The organism is Mesorhizobium sp. WSM4308 (assembly GCF_002294905.1).
In the GTDB taxonomy this organism is placed as follows: domain Bacteria; phylum Pseudomonadota; class Alphaproteobacteria; order Rhizobiales; family Rhizobiaceae; genus Mesorhizobium.
The window spans coordinates 166,419-183,006 of sequence record NZ_NSFW01000017.1; the positions used below are offsets into that span (position 1 = coordinate 166,419).

General features: G+C 66.7%; 13 protein-coding genes. 6 read left to right on the plus strand and 7 right to left on the minus strand.

Annotated features, from left to right (window positions below; all coding sequences use genetic code 11):
* Positions 1-36 precede the first annotated feature (36 nt).
* From CK227_RS27960 to CK227_RS27970, 3 genes are all read right to left on the minus strand, one after another.
* A complete protein-coding gene (locus CK227_RS27960; RefSeq protein ID WP_095775182.1) occupies positions 37-1,041 on the minus strand; it encodes an NAD(P)-dependent alcohol dehydrogenase in 1,005 nt (334 codons plus the stop codon).
* 50 nt (positions 1,042-1,091) lie between these two features.
* Positions 1,092-1,361 (minus strand): hypothetical protein, encoded by a 270-nt coding sequence (locus CK227_RS27965; RefSeq protein ID WP_095775183.1) that lies wholly within the window; start codon positions 1,359-1,361, stop codon positions 1,092-1,094.
* Between the two features lie 194 nt (positions 1,362-1,555).
* Positions 1,556-2,305, minus strand: a complete 750-nt coding sequence (locus CK227_RS27970) for a thioredoxin family protein (protein ID WP_095775184.1) — start codon at positions 2,303-2,305, stop codon at positions 1,556-1,558.
* 387 nt (positions 2,306-2,692) lie between these two features.
* Here CK227_RS27970 and CK227_RS27975 point away from each other — a divergent pair, with 387 nt between their 5' ends.
* The 3 genes from CK227_RS27975 to CK227_RS27985 all read left to right on the plus strand — a co-directional run bounded on the left by CK227_RS27975 (position 2,693) and on the right by CK227_RS27985 (position 5,559).
* Positions 2,693-3,913 (plus strand): helix-turn-helix domain-containing protein, encoded by a 1,221-nt coding sequence (locus CK227_RS27975; protein ID WP_095775185.1) that lies wholly within the window; start codon positions 2,693-2,695, stop codon positions 3,911-3,913.
* A 102-nt stretch (positions 3,914-4,015) separates the two neighbouring features.
* Positions 4,016-4,648 (plus strand): PQQ-binding-like beta-propeller repeat protein, encoded by a 633-nt coding sequence (locus CK227_RS27980; protein WP_095775206.1) that lies wholly within the window; start codon positions 4,016-4,018, stop codon positions 4,646-4,648.
* Positions 4,649-4,728: 80 nt separating this feature from the next.
* Positions 4,729-5,559, plus strand: a complete 831-nt coding sequence (locus CK227_RS27985; RefSeq protein WP_095775186.1) for an aldo/keto reductase — start codon at positions 4,729-4,731, stop codon at positions 5,557-5,559.
* A 131-nt stretch (positions 5,560-5,690) separates the two neighbouring features.
* Here CK227_RS27985 and CK227_RS27990 read toward each other — a convergent pair whose 3' ends face one another.
* Entirely contained in the window at positions 5,691-5,999 is a 309-nt protein-coding gene (locus CK227_RS27990) for a hypothetical protein (RefSeq protein ID WP_019859393.1), read from the minus strand.
* 167 nt (positions 6,000-6,166) lie between these two features.
* Between CK227_RS27990 and CK227_RS27995 the strand changes: the two genes are divergently transcribed.
* Positions 6,167-6,820, plus strand: coding sequence for a glutathione S-transferase family protein (locus CK227_RS27995; RefSeq protein ID WP_095775207.1), 654 nt, complete (start codon positions 6,167-6,169; stop codon positions 6,818-6,820).
* Between the two features lie 312 nt (positions 6,821-7,132).
* Positions 7,133-8,635, plus strand: a complete 1,503-nt coding sequence (locus CK227_RS28000) for an ATP-binding protein (protein WP_095775187.1) — start codon at positions 7,133-7,135, stop codon at positions 8,633-8,635.
* Positions 8,636-8,768: 133 nt separating this feature from the next.
* Here CK227_RS28000 and CK227_RS28005 read toward each other — a convergent pair whose 3' ends face one another.
* Positions 8,769-9,404, minus strand: coding sequence for a class I SAM-dependent methyltransferase (locus CK227_RS28005; RefSeq protein ID WP_095775188.1), 636 nt, complete (start codon positions 9,402-9,404; stop codon positions 8,769-8,771).
* 195 nt (positions 9,405-9,599) lie between these two features.
* Here CK227_RS28005 and CK227_RS28010 point away from each other — a divergent pair, with 195 nt between their 5' ends.
* Positions 9,600-11,162, plus strand: coding sequence for an alpha/beta hydrolase (locus tag CK227_RS28010; RefSeq protein ID WP_095775189.1), 1,563 nt, complete (start codon positions 9,600-9,602; stop codon positions 11,160-11,162).
* Between the two features lie 366 nt (positions 11,163-11,528).
* Here the strand turns inward: CK227_RS28010 and CK227_RS28015 are convergent, their stop codons facing one another.
* Positions 11,529-14,732: a multidrug efflux RND transporter permease subunit gene (locus CK227_RS28015; RefSeq protein WP_095775190.1), complete on the minus strand. Its 3,204-nt coding sequence runs from the start codon at positions 14,730-14,732 to the stop codon at positions 11,529-11,531.
* On the minus strand, positions 14,729-15,835 hold the full coding sequence (locus CK227_RS28020) for an efflux RND transporter periplasmic adaptor subunit (protein WP_179296019.1): 1,107 nt from the start codon (positions 15,833-15,835) through the stop codon (positions 14,729-14,731). Before CK227_RS28020 ends, CK227_RS28015 begins: the two co-directional genes overlap by 4 nt.
* Between the last annotated feature and the right edge of the window lie 753 nt (positions 15,836-16,588).

The following is a 16,588-nucleotide window of genomic DNA, read 5'->3' on the forward strand; positions in this document are numbered from 1 at the left end:
TGCAGTCGTTTCGCGATCGCTGCGGTCACGCAGGGCTCAAACCTCCAGGCATACCTTGCCGAAATGCTTCCGCGCTGCGTAGTGCGTGAAGGCGGCGGCTATCTCGCGCAGGGGGAAGCGGCGGTCGATGACGGGTTTGATGCGATTGGCCTCTATCGCGCGGATCATGTCCTCCTGGTCCGCCCGGCTGCCGATCGAAATGCCGCTGATGCGGATCTGGTTCGAGAATATGGCCGGGATCGAGACATCAGCCGCAAAGCCGGTGAGCACGCCGATCAGGGCGATGTGGCCGCCTGTCCGGCAGGCGGTTAGGGATTGCGCCAGCGTGGCCGGGCCGCCGACTTCGATCACGTGATCGACGCCGCGTCCGTCCGTCAACTCTCGAACCTTGCGGCTCCAGTCCGGCACGGCCTTGTAGTTGATGACGGCGTCGGCGCCGAGGCGGCTTAACCGCTCCAGCTTTTCCTCATCGGAGGAGGTGGCGATGACCCTGGCGCCGGCGGCCTTGGCGAATTGCAGCGCAAACAGCGACACGCTGCCGGTGCCGAGAACCAGAACCGTGTCTCCGGGCTTGACCTTGCCGCACACGACCAGGCCTCGCCAGGCAGTGACGCCGGTGCAGGTGAGCGCCGCCGCTTGCGCGTGCGTATAGCCCGCGGGAGCTTTGGTGAAGGCCTGCGCGGGCATGCAGACATATTCGCTGGCGAAGCCGTCGAAACTTTCTCCCGGAATGTCGCGCCTGGTGGCGGGCGTCATGTCGCCATCCAGCCACCAGGGATAGAAGACACTGACGACGCTGTCGCCGGGCTTGAGCGCATCGACATTGCTGCCGACGGCGATCACGTCGCCGGCACCGTCGGACAGCGGAACGCGGCGGTCGGCCAGGGGTGTCTTGCCCTGCACGGCGAAATCGTCGCGCATGTTCAGCGAGCAGGCGCGGATCCTGACCATCACGTCGCCGGGTCCCGGCTGGGGCGGATCTTCCTCGACCAGGTCGAGCCTGTCCAGGCCACCCGGCGCTCTAAGCCTGACGAGCTTCATCTGCCTTCTCCGAAATGTGGGATGTTTGATGCAGGCGGCGCGCGCCGGCGCTATCGAATCTGGCGGCCGGAAATCACCCGCAGCCAGGGCGCCAGGTGGAAGGCGCTCATCAGGAGATACATGGCCGGCATCCCGGTTAACGGGCCGGTCAGCGGCGAGGCGCCCATGCACAGCATCGCCGCGTCGCCGCCTTGAAGGCAGGAGAGCAGGGCCATCAGGGCGAAGGTGGGTGCCGCCGCGAGGCATAGCCAGTCGGCGATGCCAAGGGTGCTGGTGTTTTCAGGGGTCGCGCTGCCGGTACCAGAATGGATATCGCTCATGATCTTGATCCCGTGATGGTTGCGGCCCGTCAGAACTTGGGTTCCTCGCCCCCGCCACAGGCGGAGGAGAGGTGTCCGCGAAGCGGACGGAGAGGGGACCTTCGGGCGCAGCCTCTCCGTCTCGGCTTCGCCGAGCCACCTCTCTCGAGCGAGGAACCCAGGCTGGACAGGGGCTTGGCTCTCGCCAGTTCCTGCTACTCACCCTTGTCCCTGAAGGCGGCTTCGCCGGCGGCGGCCACTTCGGCCCATTTCTTGTCGGCGCCAGCTTCGTAATTGTCGTGCCAGTTCCACCAGCTGTAGAGCGGCGTCTGGGGATAGCCTTCGGGCGAATCCTCCCAGATCTCCTGGCGGCCGAGCGGGGTGGCATCGAGATAGCTCCAGACCGTGCCCATCTGCTCGTCGCCGCGGCTGCTGATGAAATAGGTACGGAAGACGCGGTCGCCGTCATGGATGAAGACGTTGTGGCCGTGCCATTCGTCGACGCCGAAATCCTTGTCGAAGCTGTCGGTGATCGTGTACCAGGGCATCTCCCAGCCCATCCGCGCCTTCAGCCTGACAATGTCAGCCTGCGGCGCGCGCGAGGCGTAGGCCAGCGTGGTGTTGCGGGCGTTGAGATGGGCGAGGTGGCCGACCTGGTCGGCGCCGAGCGAGCAGCCGCGGCAGGCATGATCGGGCCAACCATAGACGCCCGGCTCGTAGAAGGCGCGGTAGACGATCAGCTGGCGGCGGCCTTCGAACAGGTCGAGCAGGCTTGCCTTGCCGTTGGGGCCCTCGAACACATAGGCCTTGTCCACTTCCATCCACGGCATGCGCCGGCGTTCGGCGGCGAGCGCGTCCTTGGCGCGCAGCGTCGCCTTCTCCTTCACAAGCATCTTTTCGCGGGCGGCGTCCCATTCCTGCCGCGAAACGACCGGCGGGGTCTTCATCGTCATGTGCTTGGTCATTGGTCTTCTCCTTTGTCAGTCATGGCGCCGTCGCGGCCTGCGATCGCGTTGGGATCCAGGGTAGAGCGATGAGGCGGGGTGGGGTGAGTTACATCCGCGACGGGATTTGAATCGTCCGGCCCGGCGCAGCAGGGGTGGCGGGGCCGTGCGGTGTGTTCGAGATTGTCGGTTGCAGGCATTTTCAACTATCCCTAATGAGATGCTTACTGTTAATACCTGAGATGCTCAGGCTAGCGAGTGCCGGAATTGGCGTCAACGGTGCCGATGACGGCCTCAGCCACATGGCTAGGTCTCCATCGCGCCGTTGCGACTTGCTGACCGGCGGTGGTGATTTAAGCTAGGGCGCAAACGTGCCGCGGTGGGAGTTACAAGTTTGACGGGATTTGCATGGACTCGCTGATCACCGCGGCGGCATTGGCGCTGGCGGCGGGCGATCCGCTCGGCGCGCTCGACCGCGTCGCCTTGCGCGAGGATGCGCCGGCGCTGGCGCTGCGCGGCATCGCCATGGCGCAGCTCGGCGACTTCGACCGCGCCAAGCTTCTGTTGCGGCGGGCGGCGCGCGCCTTCAGCCCGAAAGAGGCCGTCGCGCGCGCCAGATGCATCGTCGCCGAGGCCGAGATCGCGCTGGTCTCGCGTGACCTGGGCTGGCCGGCCAAGGCGCTCGACGCGGCGCGCACGACGCTGGAAAAGCATGGCGACCGGCTGAACGCGGCGCATGCGGGTCATCTCAAGGTGCGGCGCCTACTGTTGATCGGCCGGCTCGACGAGGCTGAGCATGTGCTGGCCGGGCTCGACCCGACGCCGCTGCCGCCGGCCGCACGGGCCGCGCATGAGCTCGCCGTCGCCGGCATCGCCATGCGGCGCCTGCGGACCCGGCCGGCGCGCGCGGCGCTGGAATGGGCGCGCAACGCCGCCCGCCAGGCGGGTATTCCAGGCCTCATGGCCGAAGTCGACAGCGCATCCCTGGCGCTGGAAACGCCGGCGGCGCGGCTGATCACCCAAGGCACGGAGCGGCCGTTGCTGCTCGAGGAGGTCGAGGCGCTGCAGGCATCGCCGGCGCTGGTCGTCGATGCCTTTCGCTACACCGTGCGCGCCGGGGACCGAACAGTCTCGCTGGCGAGCCGGCCGGTGCTGTTCGCGCTGGCGCGCGCACTCGCAGAAGCCTCGCCCGGAGATGTCTCGCGCGAGGAACTCGTGGCGCGGGCCTTTGGCGGCAAGCATGCCGATGAATCGCACCGCGCCCGGCTGCGCGTCGAGATCGGCCGGCTGCGCGCCGAGCTTGCCGCGCTGGCCGACATCAGCGCCACCAAGCGCGGTTTCACGCTGGCGCCGCACCTGGCGCGCGCGGTGATGGTGCTGGCGCGGCCGATCGAAGAACGGCACGCCGCCGTGCTGGCCTTGCTCGCCGATGGCGAATCCTGGTCGAGCTCGGCGCTGGCGCTGGCGCTCGGAACCGGCCAGCGCAGCGTGCAGCGGGCGCTCGAGCCGCTCGCCGAGACCGGCAAGGTGCAGTCTTTCGGCCATGGCCGGGCGCGCCGCTGGATGACGCCGCCGGTGGCCGGATTCACGACCACCTTGTTACTCCCGGCGCCGCTGCCGAACGGCTAAGGTGTGGCGAGATTCAGGTGAGGCCAGCCTGACCGGAATCTCGACCCACCTAAATCCCGTACCGAAGATCAGCGGATGACGACCACAATCGAGGATCAAGACATGAAGCATTCACCGGCCGAAATCCTGCGCGAATACGGACCCTTTCCGGGTGTGGAGCGGATACATGGGGTGAGCTATGACGGCGAGAACGTCTGGTTTGCCTCGGGCGACAGGCTGAACGCCTTCGATCCGCAAAGCGGTCAGACGCTGCGTTCGATCGATGTCGCCGCTCATGCCGGCACCGCCTTTGACGGCCGGCATTTCTTCCAGCTCGCCAATGATCGCATCCAGAAGATCGACCCGGATACCGGCGCGGTGCTCGCCACGATCCCGGCGCCCGGCGGCGGCCGCGATTCCGGGCTCACCTGGGCCGAAGGCACGCTCTGGGTGGGGCAGTACCGCGAGCGCAAGATCCACCAGATCGATCCCGAGACCGGGAAAATCCTGCGCAGCATCGAATCCAGCCGCTTCGTCACCGGTGTGACCTGGGTGGATGGCGAATTGTGGCACGCCACCTTGGAGGGCGACGAGAGCGATCTGCGCCGAGTCGACCCGAAAACCGGCAAGCTTCTGGAGAGGCTCGACATGCCTGCCGGCATGACCGTCTCGGGGCTGGAATCCGACGGTGGCGACCGCCTGTTCTGCGGCAGCACTTCCACCCCGATGGTGCGAGCGGTGCGCCGGCCGAAATGAGCCGGTTCTCCTGACGAAGACATCAAGTCCGTGAGTCGCCGGCGAATTTACCCGGACATTTCTTCGCAAAGGATCCGACCATGCCCGAACCGATCACGCTGAACGACGGCACCGCCATTCCCCAGCTTGGCCTTGGCGTGTGGCAGGTCGATCGCGGCATCACCGCCGACGTGGTGGGCTGGGCGATCAAGGCCGGCTACCGGCTGATCGACACCGCGCAGGGCTACCAGAACGAGGAGGGCGTCGGCGAGGCGATCCGCGCCGCTGATGTGCCGAGGAGCGAGCTGTACATCACCTCGAAGCTGCGCAACGGTGCGCACGAGCGCGACGCGGCCCTGCGCGCTTTCGACGACACGATGGAAAAACTCGGCATCGAGCAGATCGACCTGTTCCTGATCCACTGGCCGGTGCCCAGCCAGGACAAATATGTCGAGGCCTGGAAGACCCTTGTCGAGCTGAAGCAGGCCGGCCGCATCAAGTCGATCGGCGTTTCGAATTTCAACAGGGACCATCTGGAGCGCATCATCGGCGAGACCGGCGTGGTCCCGGTGGCCAACCAGATCGAGCTGCATCCGCGTTTCCAGCAGCGCGCGCTCAGGGAATTTCATGCCGGGCATGACATCCAGACGGAGAGCTGGAGCCCGCTCGGCAGCGGCCGGCTGCTCGGCGATCCGACGATCGCGGGCATTGCCCGCAAGCACGGCAAATCCGCCGCGCAGACGATCATCCGCTGGCATCTCCAGCAAGGGCTGATCGTCATCCCCAAATCGGTCCGCCAGGACCGCATCGCGGCCAATTTCGATGTCTTCGACTTCGAGCTGGACGCGCAGGACCTGAAGACGATCGCGGGCATGGATTCGGCCGATGGCCGCGACGGACCGAACCCGGCGACGGCGGCATTTTTGTTTTGAAGAGCCTGCAGGGAAGCTGCCGATCTCCCCCACGAGGGGGGAGATCGGCGGCTTCACCGTCGGCGCTCTCAAATCCCGGACCTATCCAACCCACGAGGGGGGGAGATTGGCGGCTTCGCCGGCCGCGTTCGCTAAATCCCGGACCCATCCAGCTGTTGTGCGTCGTCGCCTTCCCAGGGGGCGGGCATCGAGCCGCCGCGGCTGAGGTTGGCCGAGGGCATGGGCATCCAGCACTTCAGCTCCGGTTCGGCATATTCGACGACGCGGCCGGGCGAGGAATCGGATGCCCGCCAGCCTTCACCGGCGAACTGGTCGCCGCGCGACCAGTAGGCGAGGTCGACTTCCGCCGGCCCCTGTTCGGAGGGACGGACCGTGACCAGGATCCGGCTGCCGTCCTTGGGTGCCGTCGACATGTGGCGCCACCGTTCGGGCTCGTCCATCGCAATTCCTCCTGCCTTGGTGCGATATGAAGTGTCGCCTCGCCATCGATGGTGGTCAACCCACACTTTGTCGGATTGCGCATGCCAGACGCGTCCTTGGTCTGGCATGTTCGCCAGGACGAGGAGAGACACTCATGAATGACAAGGTCGAGCCGGCCGTGGGCGAAATGACACTGTATTTCAGCCGCAATCCCAATCCGCGCCTGGCGGTCGCGGTGGCGCGCCATCTCAAGGCGCAGGTGGCCTTCGAATTCGCGTCACCCTTTGCGCCGGAGCAAGCGGAGCGATTCCGGCCGCTCAATCCCAACCTCTCCATTCCCATCCTGGCATGGCCCGGCGGCAGTCTGTGGGAGGCCGACGCCATAGCCTGCCGGTTGTCGCGCGCGGCGCGTTCCGATTTCTGGCGCACCGGCGAGGACGAACCCGACATGATCCGCTGGCTGAGCTGGGGCAAGGAGAATTTCATGCGCGCCTGCGACACCGTGCATTTCGAGCGCGGCACCAAGCAGCGCTATGGCATCGGGCCGATCGACGAGGACAAGGTCAGCAAGGGGCTGGAAGAGTTCCACAAGGCGGCCGCGATCCTGGAGGCGGAACTGGCCGGCCGGCAATGGCTGGTCGGAACGTCGCTTTCCTATGCCGATTTCCGCATGGCGGCCTTCCTGCCTTTCAACGATGCCGCCGGCCTGCCGCTCGGCGACTATCCCGCGCTCGACCGCTGGTATCGCCGGCTCGAAGCCATCGACGCCTGGCGCAACCCTTTCGAGGGGCTGGATGCACCGCCCCTGGCACCGATGCCGCGGCAAGGTGCGGCGCTGTAGCTGACAAAACTGACGACCGGCGCATACAGAAACGAAACTTGAAGACGCCGGCCGCCGTCTGGGGCGTTGGGGTGCATCTCGTTGGGGCGCGATGCAAGGTCAGGCTAAACGGATGGCCGGCCTGCGCAACCGCAACGCCGGCCCATGGTGAATGGGTGGTTACTATCCACAGGGGCGGCTGACGGCGGCCGTTCCTGGCGGCCCTTTCCTCACAACTGTGCGCAACACCGGGCCGCCGGCCATCGGTGCTCGACGGGCCGCGCCTGGGTTGCTAAGCCCCATTCCGAGCAGGAGACCTTTTTGAGTCGAGACATGACCGTTGCGATCGAGATGGGACACACCACGGCGGGCGCCCCAGCGAACCTCGATCTCGAGGAACTGCTGGCGACCCGCCTTCTGGTGCAGGGCAATTCTGGCTCCGGCAAATCGCATCTTCTGCGCCGGCTGCTGGAGCAGAGCGCGCCCTGGGTGCAGCAGACCATTGTCGATCCCGAAGGCGACTTCGTGTCGCTCGGCGAGCGCTACGGCCATCTGGTGATCGATGCCGAGGAGCACACCGAGCGCGGCCTGCAGGCGGCCGGCGAGCGGGCGCGCATCCACCGCGTCTCCACCGTGCTCAACCTCGAGGGGCTCGACGCCGAAAACCAGATGCGCCGCGCCGCCGCCTTCCTCGGCGGGCTGTTCGAGGTTGCGCGCGACCACTGGTATCCGATGCTGGTGGTGGTGGACGAGGCGCAGCTGTTCGCGCCGGCGGTGGCCGGCGAGGTTTCCGACGAGGCGCGCAAACTCTCGCTCGGCGCCATGACCAACCTGATGTGCCGTGGCCGCAAGCGGGGGCTGGCCGGCATCATCGCCACGCAGCGTCTGGCCAAGCTCGCCAAGAATGTCGCGGCCGAAGCCTCCAATTTCCTCATGGGCCGCACCTTCCTCGACATCGACATGGCGCGCGCCGCCGATCTGCTCGGCATGGAGCGGCGCCAGGCGGAAGCTTTTCGCGACCTGGAGCGGGGGCAGTTCATGGCGCTGGGGCCGGCGCTGTCGCGCCGGCCGCTCGGCCTGCGCATCGGCCCGACCGACACCAGCCCGCGCAACGGCACGCCGCGGCTGATGGCGATGCCGGAGGCAGCGCTGGAGGATGCCCGCGCGATCATCCTGGCGGCGCCGCCGCCCGAGACGGTGCGCACGCCGCGCCGGGTGGCGTCGCCGGACCTGCTCGACCAGCTGATGGCGGCGAAATCGGCGGCGCTGGAAATCCGCCCCGAACCGGCGGAACCGCAAATCAGCGCCGAGGACCTGGCGGAGCGGCGCGAGCGGGTCGACCGCGTGCTGCGCGCCATACTGGCGCAGCCCGATGCGGGTTTTCGCGTGATCGGCGTGCTCTACCAGGAATTCGTGGTGCGCTGCCGCATCGAGGGCCTCGCCTCGGTGGTGCCGGACCTCGCCGAATTCCGCCGCATGCTGACGCGCGCCCGCGCAGGCCTCGGCTCCGAAACGACGCAGGACGACGCCTGGCGGGACGTTTCCGTGCGCGCCTCGCTGCTGCCCGACGACATGCAGGGCGTGTTCATGATGATCGCGCGGGCGGCGAAGGAAGGCTGGCCGTGCCCGAGCGACGCCGCGATCGCACGCGCCTATGGCTCGCACTCGCTGCGCCGCGCCCGGCGCCTGCTGACCTATATCGAGGAGCAGGGGCTGATCGTCTGCCAGCTCGACGGCACCGGAAAGCGCACCGTGACGCTGGTCGAACTCGCCTGGGCCACCGCCCCCGGCGACCCCGATGCCGAGGAGGCGGAGCAGGGGAGCCTGGCGCTGTGAGGGCGGTCATGGCGGCATGCAAGTGCGGCGCGACATCGATGCACGGGGCAAGATGACCCTGGGCCGGGCAGGCTGCAGGCTGGGTTCCCTGCAAGGCCAGCGGCCAAATGAACGCGCGGCCGGCGCAGGCCGGTCAGCCTGCGGCCGCGATGCCGGCGTGGTGGCTGCCCAACTGCCATAGGGGCAGGGGAAACCGGCCGTGCTGCACCTCGAGCAGGCGAAAACCCGCCCCGCCGATCAGGCTCAGCGGATCGCGGTTGAGGTGGCAGCCGCCGGCGATCGAACCCCACAACCGGTTCAGCCGCTGCTGCCAGCGGCGGCAGCGCGGTCCCTCGGCCTGGCCGTGCTCGATGAAGATCAGCCGGCCTGTCGGCTTCAGGACGCGGCGGATTTCGCTGAGCGCGGCCTCGGGGTCCGGAATGGTGCAGAAGGCATAGGTGACGACCACCGTGTCGGCGATGCCATCGGCCAAAGGCAGGCTTTCGCCGCCGGCGCGGATGCATTCGACGGCGAACGGCATGGCGCGGCTCTTGGATGCGGCGAGGCCGAGCATGGTGCCGTCGGGGTCGACGCCGACCAGCCGCTCCACCCTGGCGGCGTCGTAATAGGGCAGGTTGAGGCCCGAGCCGAAGCCGACCTCGACGACGACACCTTCAGCCCTCGGGATGACGCGACTGCGCATCCGCGTGAATGTGCCGGCCGAACAGCCGGCATGGACGAAATAGGGGGCGACGCAGCGCGCATACCAGGAGAGGCAGGTCTGGCACATGGTTCAGCCTCCATGCCCGGCGGCAGGGACGCGGCAGCCGCCAAGCGGTTCTGAAGTGCGATGGCTTGATGTATTGACCGGTGACATTTCTCGCTCCAAGGGAGTTGATCGGGCCGGATCGGCGCGAAACCGGGGGATGGATAGAAGGCCGGCGTCCCCTCAACGTCCTCTCCTTGCGCGGCCGCGTGCGGATCGATGGAGCTGATACAACTCAGACTTCTGGGCTTTCCGGAGTTCCGGCTGAACGGGCGACGGGTCGAGCTGGCCTTGCGCAAGGCGGCCGCGCTCGTCATCTACCTCGCCGAGGCCGGCGGACCGGTGGCGCGAGAGGTCGCCGCCACGCTGCTGTGGCCCGAGGCCGACGCGCAAGCCGCTCGCGCCCGCCTGCGGCGCACGCTCTACAAGATCCGCATCGCCTGCGGCGAGGAGATCATATCAGCCAGCGCGGCGTCGCTCAGCCTGCGCCCGGGGCTCCTGGTCGAGGCCGACGCCATCGCCTTCGACCATGCCTGCGATGCCGGTCTGCTCGACGAGGCCGCCGGCCTCTACACCGGCGACTATCTCGCCGGCTTCGCGCTGCCCGATTGTCCCGAATTCGAGGAATGGGTGTTCTTCCGCCGCGAGGCCTTGCGCAGCCGGCTGGTGCAGGCGCTGGAGCGGCTGGTGGAAGCCAGGATCGCCGGCGGCGACGCGCGCGGCGCCGTGATGCACGCAACGCGCCTTGCCGCCCTCGACCCGTTGAGCGAAAGCGCGCATCGCCATTTGATCCGCGCCCATCTGGCCGCCGGCGACCGGGCGGCGGCCGAGCGCCAGGGCGAGGCCTGTATGCGGCTGCTGCGCGACGAACTCGGCGTGGCGCCCGACCCGGCGACGCTCGCTCTGCTGCGCGCCGGCGATGCCGAAGCGGAGATGCCGAGAACCCGCTATGTCGCCGTGGACGGCATCCATATCGCCTACCAGACGATGGGCAGCGGCCCGGCCGATATCGTGCTCGTTCCCGGCTTCATCTCGCATGTCGAGCGCATCTGGGAAGACAGGAGCTGCCGCGCCTGGCTCGGTGCCGTGTCGCGGCTCGGACGGCTGATCCTGTTCGACCGGCGCGGCATGGGCCTGTCCGACCGCGTCGGCGCCCGCCCGACCGTCGAGGCGACCGCGCGCGACATATTGGCGGTGATGGACGCGGCCGGCAGCCGCAAAGCCGTGCTGGTCGGCGCCTCGGAGGGCGGGCCGGGCTGCATCCGCTTCGCCGTCGACCACCCCGACCGCCTGACCGGCCTGGTCCTGTGGGGCTCGCTCGCCAAGGGCAGCCGCGCGCCCGACTATCCCTCCGCGCTCACATCGGCGCAATATGATCTGTGGCAGCAGCGCCTGCTCGCCGGCTGGGGCGGCCCGGCGGAAATCGAAACCTTCGCGCCCAGCCTCGCCTCCGACCGCCAGGCACGCGCCTGGTGGGCCGGCCTGCTCCGGGCCGCCTCCAGCCCCGGCGCGGTGGCCGGCCTGCTGCAGGCGCTGCGCGACGCCGACGTGCGGCCGCTGCTGTCAAAGGTCAGGGCGCCGACGCTGGTGCTGCACCGCACCGGCGACCGGGCGGTGCGGGTCGAGGCCGGGCGGTATCTGGCGGCGCGGATAGCGGGGGCGCGGTTTGTCGAGGTGGAGGGAGAGGATCACTGGTTCTGGGTGGGCGAGCAGAGGGCGCTGCTGGAGGGGATTGCGGGAATGGTAAGGGGCAAGGCAGGGCATCAACCGACGCTTGCTTAACAGCGGAGACAGGCTGTAGGCTCGGGCGCGGATCAGTCGGTTGCGGACCGACACGTTGCGCTCACGCTAGTTCAACGTCAGCTTTGCACCTCTAGTGCTCGAACCTCCCGAAAACAATCCCTGGAACGACGCGTTTAGCCGGCGACGGTGTGGGTCAGGTCGGGCCTGAATGGCCATGTCATATTTGCGGGTGCCTGGCTCTCCCACGAGGGCGAAGGCCGGCGTGCCCCTCTCCCGCTCGACGCCGAGCAATTCGAGGTCGCTTACGGCAGAGCTTTTGGTCTTCAGCCATGCCGTCGTGGCCGTTGCCGCGCCGTGCCGATTTTCTGGAGTGACAAGCCGGCTCGACTCGGCGAATTCGTAACCCTACTCGGCGGCAGTCTCCGATGGCGCCTCTGCCGGCCCCAAAGGCTCGGCCTCGGCACGGGGCTTGCGCCGTGAAAACAGCGACCTGAGCGTGACGTAGAACACCGGCGTCAGGAACAGGCCGACGAAGGTAACGCCGAGCATGCCGGAGAACACCGCGGTGCCGAGCGACTGGCGCATTTCCGCGCCCGGGCCCGTTGCGATCATCAGCGGCACGACGCCGAGGATGAACGAGAAGGCGGTCATCAGGATCGGCCGCAGCCTGAGCCGGCAGGCTTCGACGGCAGCCTCGGCCGCCGACAGGCCGCGTTCCTGCGCCTGCCGCGCGAATTCGACGATCAGGATCGCGTTCTTGGCGGCAAGCCCGATCAGCACGATGAGGCCGATCTGCACGAGGATGTTGTTGTCCAGCCCTCGGAAAGAAACGCCGAGCAACGCCGCGAGCACGCCGAGCGGCACCACCAGCACAATGGCGAACGGCAGCACCCAGCTTTCATATTGCGCCGCCAGCGCCAGGAACACGAACAGCACCGACAGTCCAAAGATATAGACAGCGGCATTGCCGGTATTGTGCTCCTGATAGGCGAGCTCGGTCCATTCATAAGAGGTACCGGCCGGCAGCGTCTTTGCCGTGATCCCTTCCATCAAGGCCAGCGCGTCGCCCGTGGAAACGCCGGGCGCGGCGTTGCCCTGCAGCGGCACCGAGACGTACATGTTGTAGTGCTGGACCAGCGCCGGGCCGGTGACGTCGCGGATCTCGATCAACGTGCCGAGCGGAACCAGCGCGCCGGTCGCCGAGCGCACCTTTAGTTTCAAGATGTCGGCGCGATCGAGGCGGAACGCCTGGTCGGCCTGCGCCCGCACCTGGTAGACGCGCCCGAAAGCGTTGAAGTCGTTGACGTAGGCGGTGCCCAAATTGATCGACAGCGTCTCGAAGATGTTGGGGATCGGCACGTTCAGGATGCGCGCCTTGTCGCGATCGATCGCCAGGAAGAATTGCGGGCTCGACGCGGAGAACGTGGTGAACACGCCCGTCAGCCCCGGCGTCTTGTTGGCCTTACCGGCGATTTCGTAAGCAAACGCCAGGATCTGCCGCATGTCGGCGCTGTTGCGCTCCTGGATCTGGAGTTTGAAGCCGCCGGCATTGCCGACGCCGCGGATCGGGGGCGGCGGCAGTGCGATAATGAAGGCTTCCTTGATGCTTTGCAGGCTGCCGAACAGATTGCCGATGACCCGGGTCGCCGACTGGCCGGCTTTCAGTCGCTCATCAAACGGCTTGAACCTAGCGAAGATTACGCCCGCGTTGCTGGCGTTGGTGAAGGTCGCGCCGGAGAAGCCGGCGAAGGCGACTGCGTAGTCGACGCCTGGCGTTTTCTGGATGATCTGCGACGCCTGCTGGATGACCGCATCGGTCCTCGACAGCGAGGCGCCGTCCGGCAGCTGGACGACGACGATCGCATAGCCCTGGTCGAGCGACGGAATGAAACCGCGCGGCACCGCCTGCACCATGTAGCCCGTGGCGCAGATGAGGGCCACGAAAACGGTCAGCATGGCGCCGATCGCTATCCACGAGCCGACCAGCACGCGCACGATGCTCGAATACCAATGGGCGAGCCTGTCAAAGCCATTATTGAAGCCGTCGGCGAGCGCCCGTCCGAACCGCGCCAGGAAAAAGCGCGGCGGCGCCGAAGCAGTGTGATGCGGCTTGAACAGCAGTGCGGCCAGCGCCGGCGAGAGCGTCAGCGAATTGAATGCCGAGATCGCCGTCGATACCGCGATGGTGATCGCGAACTGCAGGTAGAACTGCCCGGAAATGCCGGGGATGAAGGCTGTCGGCAGGAACACGGCTATCAGCACCAGCGAGATCGCGATGACCGCCGTTCCGACTTCGTCCATGGTCAGGTGCGACGCCGGATTGGGCGCCAGCCCTCTGGCGATATTGCGCTCGACATTCTCGACCACGACGATCGCATCGTCGACGACGATGCCGATGGCCAGAACGAGGCCAAACAGCGTCAACATGTTGAGCGAGAAGCCGGCGGCGAAAAGCACCGCCAGCGTGCCGATCAGCGACACGGGGATCGCCACGATCGGCACGATCGCCATGCGCCACGATTGCAGGAAGACGATGATGACGATGATGACCAGCAGCATCGCCTCGAGGATCGTCTTGTAGACCTCGTGGATCGACTGGGCGACGAACTCGGTCGGATTGTAGACGATGTCGTAGCTCAACCCCTTCGGGAAGTCGCGGGAAAGCTCCTTCATCTTGTCCTGGATCTCGGCGGCTGCGGCGAGCGCATTGGTGCCCGGCCGCTGGAAGATGGCGAGCGCCACCGCCGGTTTGCCGTTGAGATAGGAGTTGGTGACGTAATCCTTGGCGCCAAGCTCGATGCGCGCCACGTCCTGCAGCGAGATCAGGCGGCCGTCGTCGGTCGATTTGACGATCACGTATCGGAAGTCGCGTGCGTCGTTGAAGCGGCCCTGCGTGGTGACCGTGTACTCAAATGCCGAGCCGGTGTTGGTCGGCGGCGCGCCGATCGAGCCGCCCGACACCTGGACGTTCTGGTCGCGCAACGCCTGCACCACATCGCCCGAGGTCATCCCCAGGGCGGACAGTTTTTCTGGATCGAGCCAGATGCGCAGCGAATATTCGCGTTCGCCAAAGATGATGAGGTCGCCGACGCCGTCCAGCCTGAGCAGTATGTCGCGCACCCGCGAGCGGGCGTAGTTCGAGACGTAGAGCTGGTCGTAGGTATTGTCGGGCGACAGCATGTGCACGACCATCATCAGGTCGGGCGAGCTCTTGGTGGTGGTGATGCCGAGGCGACGGACTTCTTCGGGCAGGCGCGGCTCGGCGACCGACACGCGATTCTGCACCAGCACCTGCGCCTTGTCGAGATCGGTGCCCAGCTTGAAGGTGATGGTCAGCGCCATCGCTCCGTCACCCGACGAATAGGACGACATGTAGAGCATGCCCTCGACGCCGTTGATCTCCTGCTCGATCGGCGTTGCCACAGTCGCTGCGACCGTCTCGGCGTCGGCGCCCGGATACTGCGCGCGAACGACAATGGTTGGCGGCGCGATCTCGGGATATTGCGCGACCGGCAGCTGGGTATAGGCAATCCCGCCGAGGATCAAAAGGACGATCGAAACGACCGATGCGAAGATCGGACGGTCGACGAAGAAATGGGCGAACCTCATTGCTGCAACCCGGCGGTCTCGGCCTTGGGCGGCAGCGTTACCATCTCGACCTTCACCTTGGTGCCGGGCCTGGCGTGCATCAGGCCGTTGACGATGATCGTCTCGCCGCCGGCCAGGCCCGAGCGAATCACGCGGTAGCCGTCGAGAAGCGGTCCGGTGCGCACGGGCTTGGCCGAAACCATCCCGGCCTCATCCACCAGGAACACGATGCGGCGATCCTGATCGGCGCCGATCGCCTCGTCGGGCACCAGCACGCCGCTATGCGGCAGCGACCCCGGCACGTTGATGCGCCCGAACATGCCTGGCTGGAGAATGCCGTCGGCGTTGGGAAACGTCGCACGCACCCGCATGGTGCCGGTCGCGTTGTCGATCCGGTTCTCGGCAAAATCGAGCTTGCCTTTGAATACCGCCTCCGCGCGGTCGGCGACACGAACCACCACCTCGAGCCCGCCAGCGCCTTCCTGCATGGTGCCGCCACGCGCCTTCGCGTCGCGGGCGTAGCTGAAATACAGGCGCTCATCGACGTCGAAATAGAAGTCGATCGGATCGCGCGTAACGATGGTCGTCAGCAAGGTGGAATCCGGCTGCACGAGGTTGCCGACCGACACCAGCCGGCGGTCGATGCGGCCGGACAAGGGCGCCTTGATCTCGGTGAATTCCATGTTCAGGCTGGCGGTCGTCAGCGCAGCCGTCGCGCCCTGCATCTGCGCCTGCGCCGAAAGGTATTCCCGCCGGCGGTCGTCAACCGTCGCGGTTGATATATTGCCGGTCTTGGCGAGTTCGTCGGCGCGATCCAGCTGCATCTTGGAGAATTCGAGCAGACTCTTGGCGACATCCACTTGCGATTTGGCGGCATCATAAGCCGCCTGATACGGACGCTGGTCGATGGTGAAGAGCAGGTCGCCCTTGTTGACCAGTGCGCCGTCCTGGAAGCTGACCTTGTCCAGATAGCCGCTGACGCGCGAACGGATGGCGACCTGGTCGACGGCTTCGAAGCGCCCGACGAACTCGTCGTCTTCGACGATGTCACGGACCACCGGCTTGGCCGCCGTCACCACGGGTAGCTGCTGGTCCTGCGCAAACGCAGTGCTGCTGAAAGCCATGCCGACCAGGAATGCCGCCGACACGGCGGCGCGGGCAAGCCAGCCGGCCGATCGACCGGGTCGCCCGCCCGCGTCGCGATGCAATTGCGCATTCTCTGGTGTGTCCATTTGCGTCCCCGCTCGCTGGACCCGGAGGTCGGTTGATCCGCTTCTACGCTAAGGCTTTCTCGTTGAGATCAGAGCACTGCAGTGTTGTGCATGGCAACATGATCATTTTCCATGTGGGCCGAAATGTCCACCCTGTGGCTGCTCCGCCACCGGGCCAAAGCCAGTCCGCAAATTAAAGGATTGCGGATCCCTTTGATGGACGGCTTATGATTCATATTGGTCGAAGGAGACCGATATGGGCATTACCACGCCGGCCAGATTGAATGGACTGCAACACTGGGGCATCGAGCAGTGCGTTGATATATCCCTCCCGCTGCAGCCGGCACGTCGGTCTCGGGGGCCTGGCCAAAGCTGCCGAACGTGCCATCCTCGTCGCCGGTCGCGGCCGGACGAATGACCGGGGCCTCGGTCCGCTGTGCCCGCTTTGACGAACGTCTGCTGGCTGGTGCCAGCAACACCGCTCCTGGCCGACAGCAGCTTCCGTATCGCAACGGTGAGGTCGGAAGGCGCGGAGGCCCAGAACCCGCTATGTCGCCGTGGACGGCATCCATATCGCCTACCAGACGATGGGCAGCGGCCCGGCCGATATCGTGCTCGTTCCCGGCTTCATCTCGCATGTCGAGCGCATCTGGGAAGACAGGAGCT

Bases quoted from the DNA above. Each gene is read 5' to 3' on its own strand.
- CK227_RS27960 (WP_095775182.1), bottom strand. From the start codon at position 1,041: ATGAAGCTCGTCAGGCTTAGAGCGCCGGGTGGCCTGGACAGGCTCGAC.
- CK227_RS28020 (WP_179296019.1), bottom strand. From the start codon at position 15,835: ATGGCTTTCAGCAGCACTGCGTTTGCGCAGGACCAGCAGCTACCCGTG.
- CK227_RS27965 (WP_095775183.1), bottom strand. From the start codon at position 1,361: ATGAGCGATATCCATTCTGGTACCGGCAGCGCGACCCCTGAAAACACC.
- CK227_RS27985 (WP_095775186.1), top strand. From the start codon at position 4,729: ATGCCCGAACCGATCACGCTGAACGACGGCACCGCCATTCCCCAGCTT.
- CK227_RS28000 (WP_095775187.1), top strand. From the start codon at position 7,133: ATGACCGTTGCGATCGAGATGGGACACACCACGGCGGGCGCCCCAGCG.
- CK227_RS27975 (WP_095775185.1), top strand. From the start codon at position 2,693: ATGGACTCGCTGATCACCGCGGCGGCATTGGCGCTGGCGGCGGGCGAT.
- CK227_RS28010 (WP_095775189.1), top strand. From the start codon at position 9,600: ATGGAGCTGATACAACTCAGACTTCTGGGCTTTCCGGAGTTCCGGCTG.
- CK227_RS28005 (WP_095775188.1), bottom strand. From the start codon at position 9,404: ATGTGCCAGACCTGCCTCTCCTGGTATGCGCGCTGCGTCGCCCCCTAT.
- CK227_RS27970 (WP_095775184.1), bottom strand. From the start codon at position 2,305: ATGACCAAGCACATGACGATGAAGACCCCGCCGGTCGTTTCGCGGCAG.
- CK227_RS27980 (WP_095775206.1), top strand. From the start codon at position 4,016: ATGAAGCATTCACCGGCCGAAATCCTGCGCGAATACGGACCCTTTCCG.
- CK227_RS27995 (WP_095775207.1), top strand. From the start codon at position 6,167: ATGACACTGTATTTCAGCCGCAATCCCAATCCGCGCCTGGCGGTCGCG.
- CK227_RS28015 (WP_095775190.1), bottom strand. From the start codon at position 14,732: ATGAGGTTCGCCCATTTCTTCGTCGACCGTCCGATCTTCGCATCGGTC.
- CK227_RS27990 (WP_019859393.1), bottom strand. From the start codon at position 5,999: ATGGACGAGCCCGAACGGTGGCGCCACATGTCGACGGCACCCAAGGAC.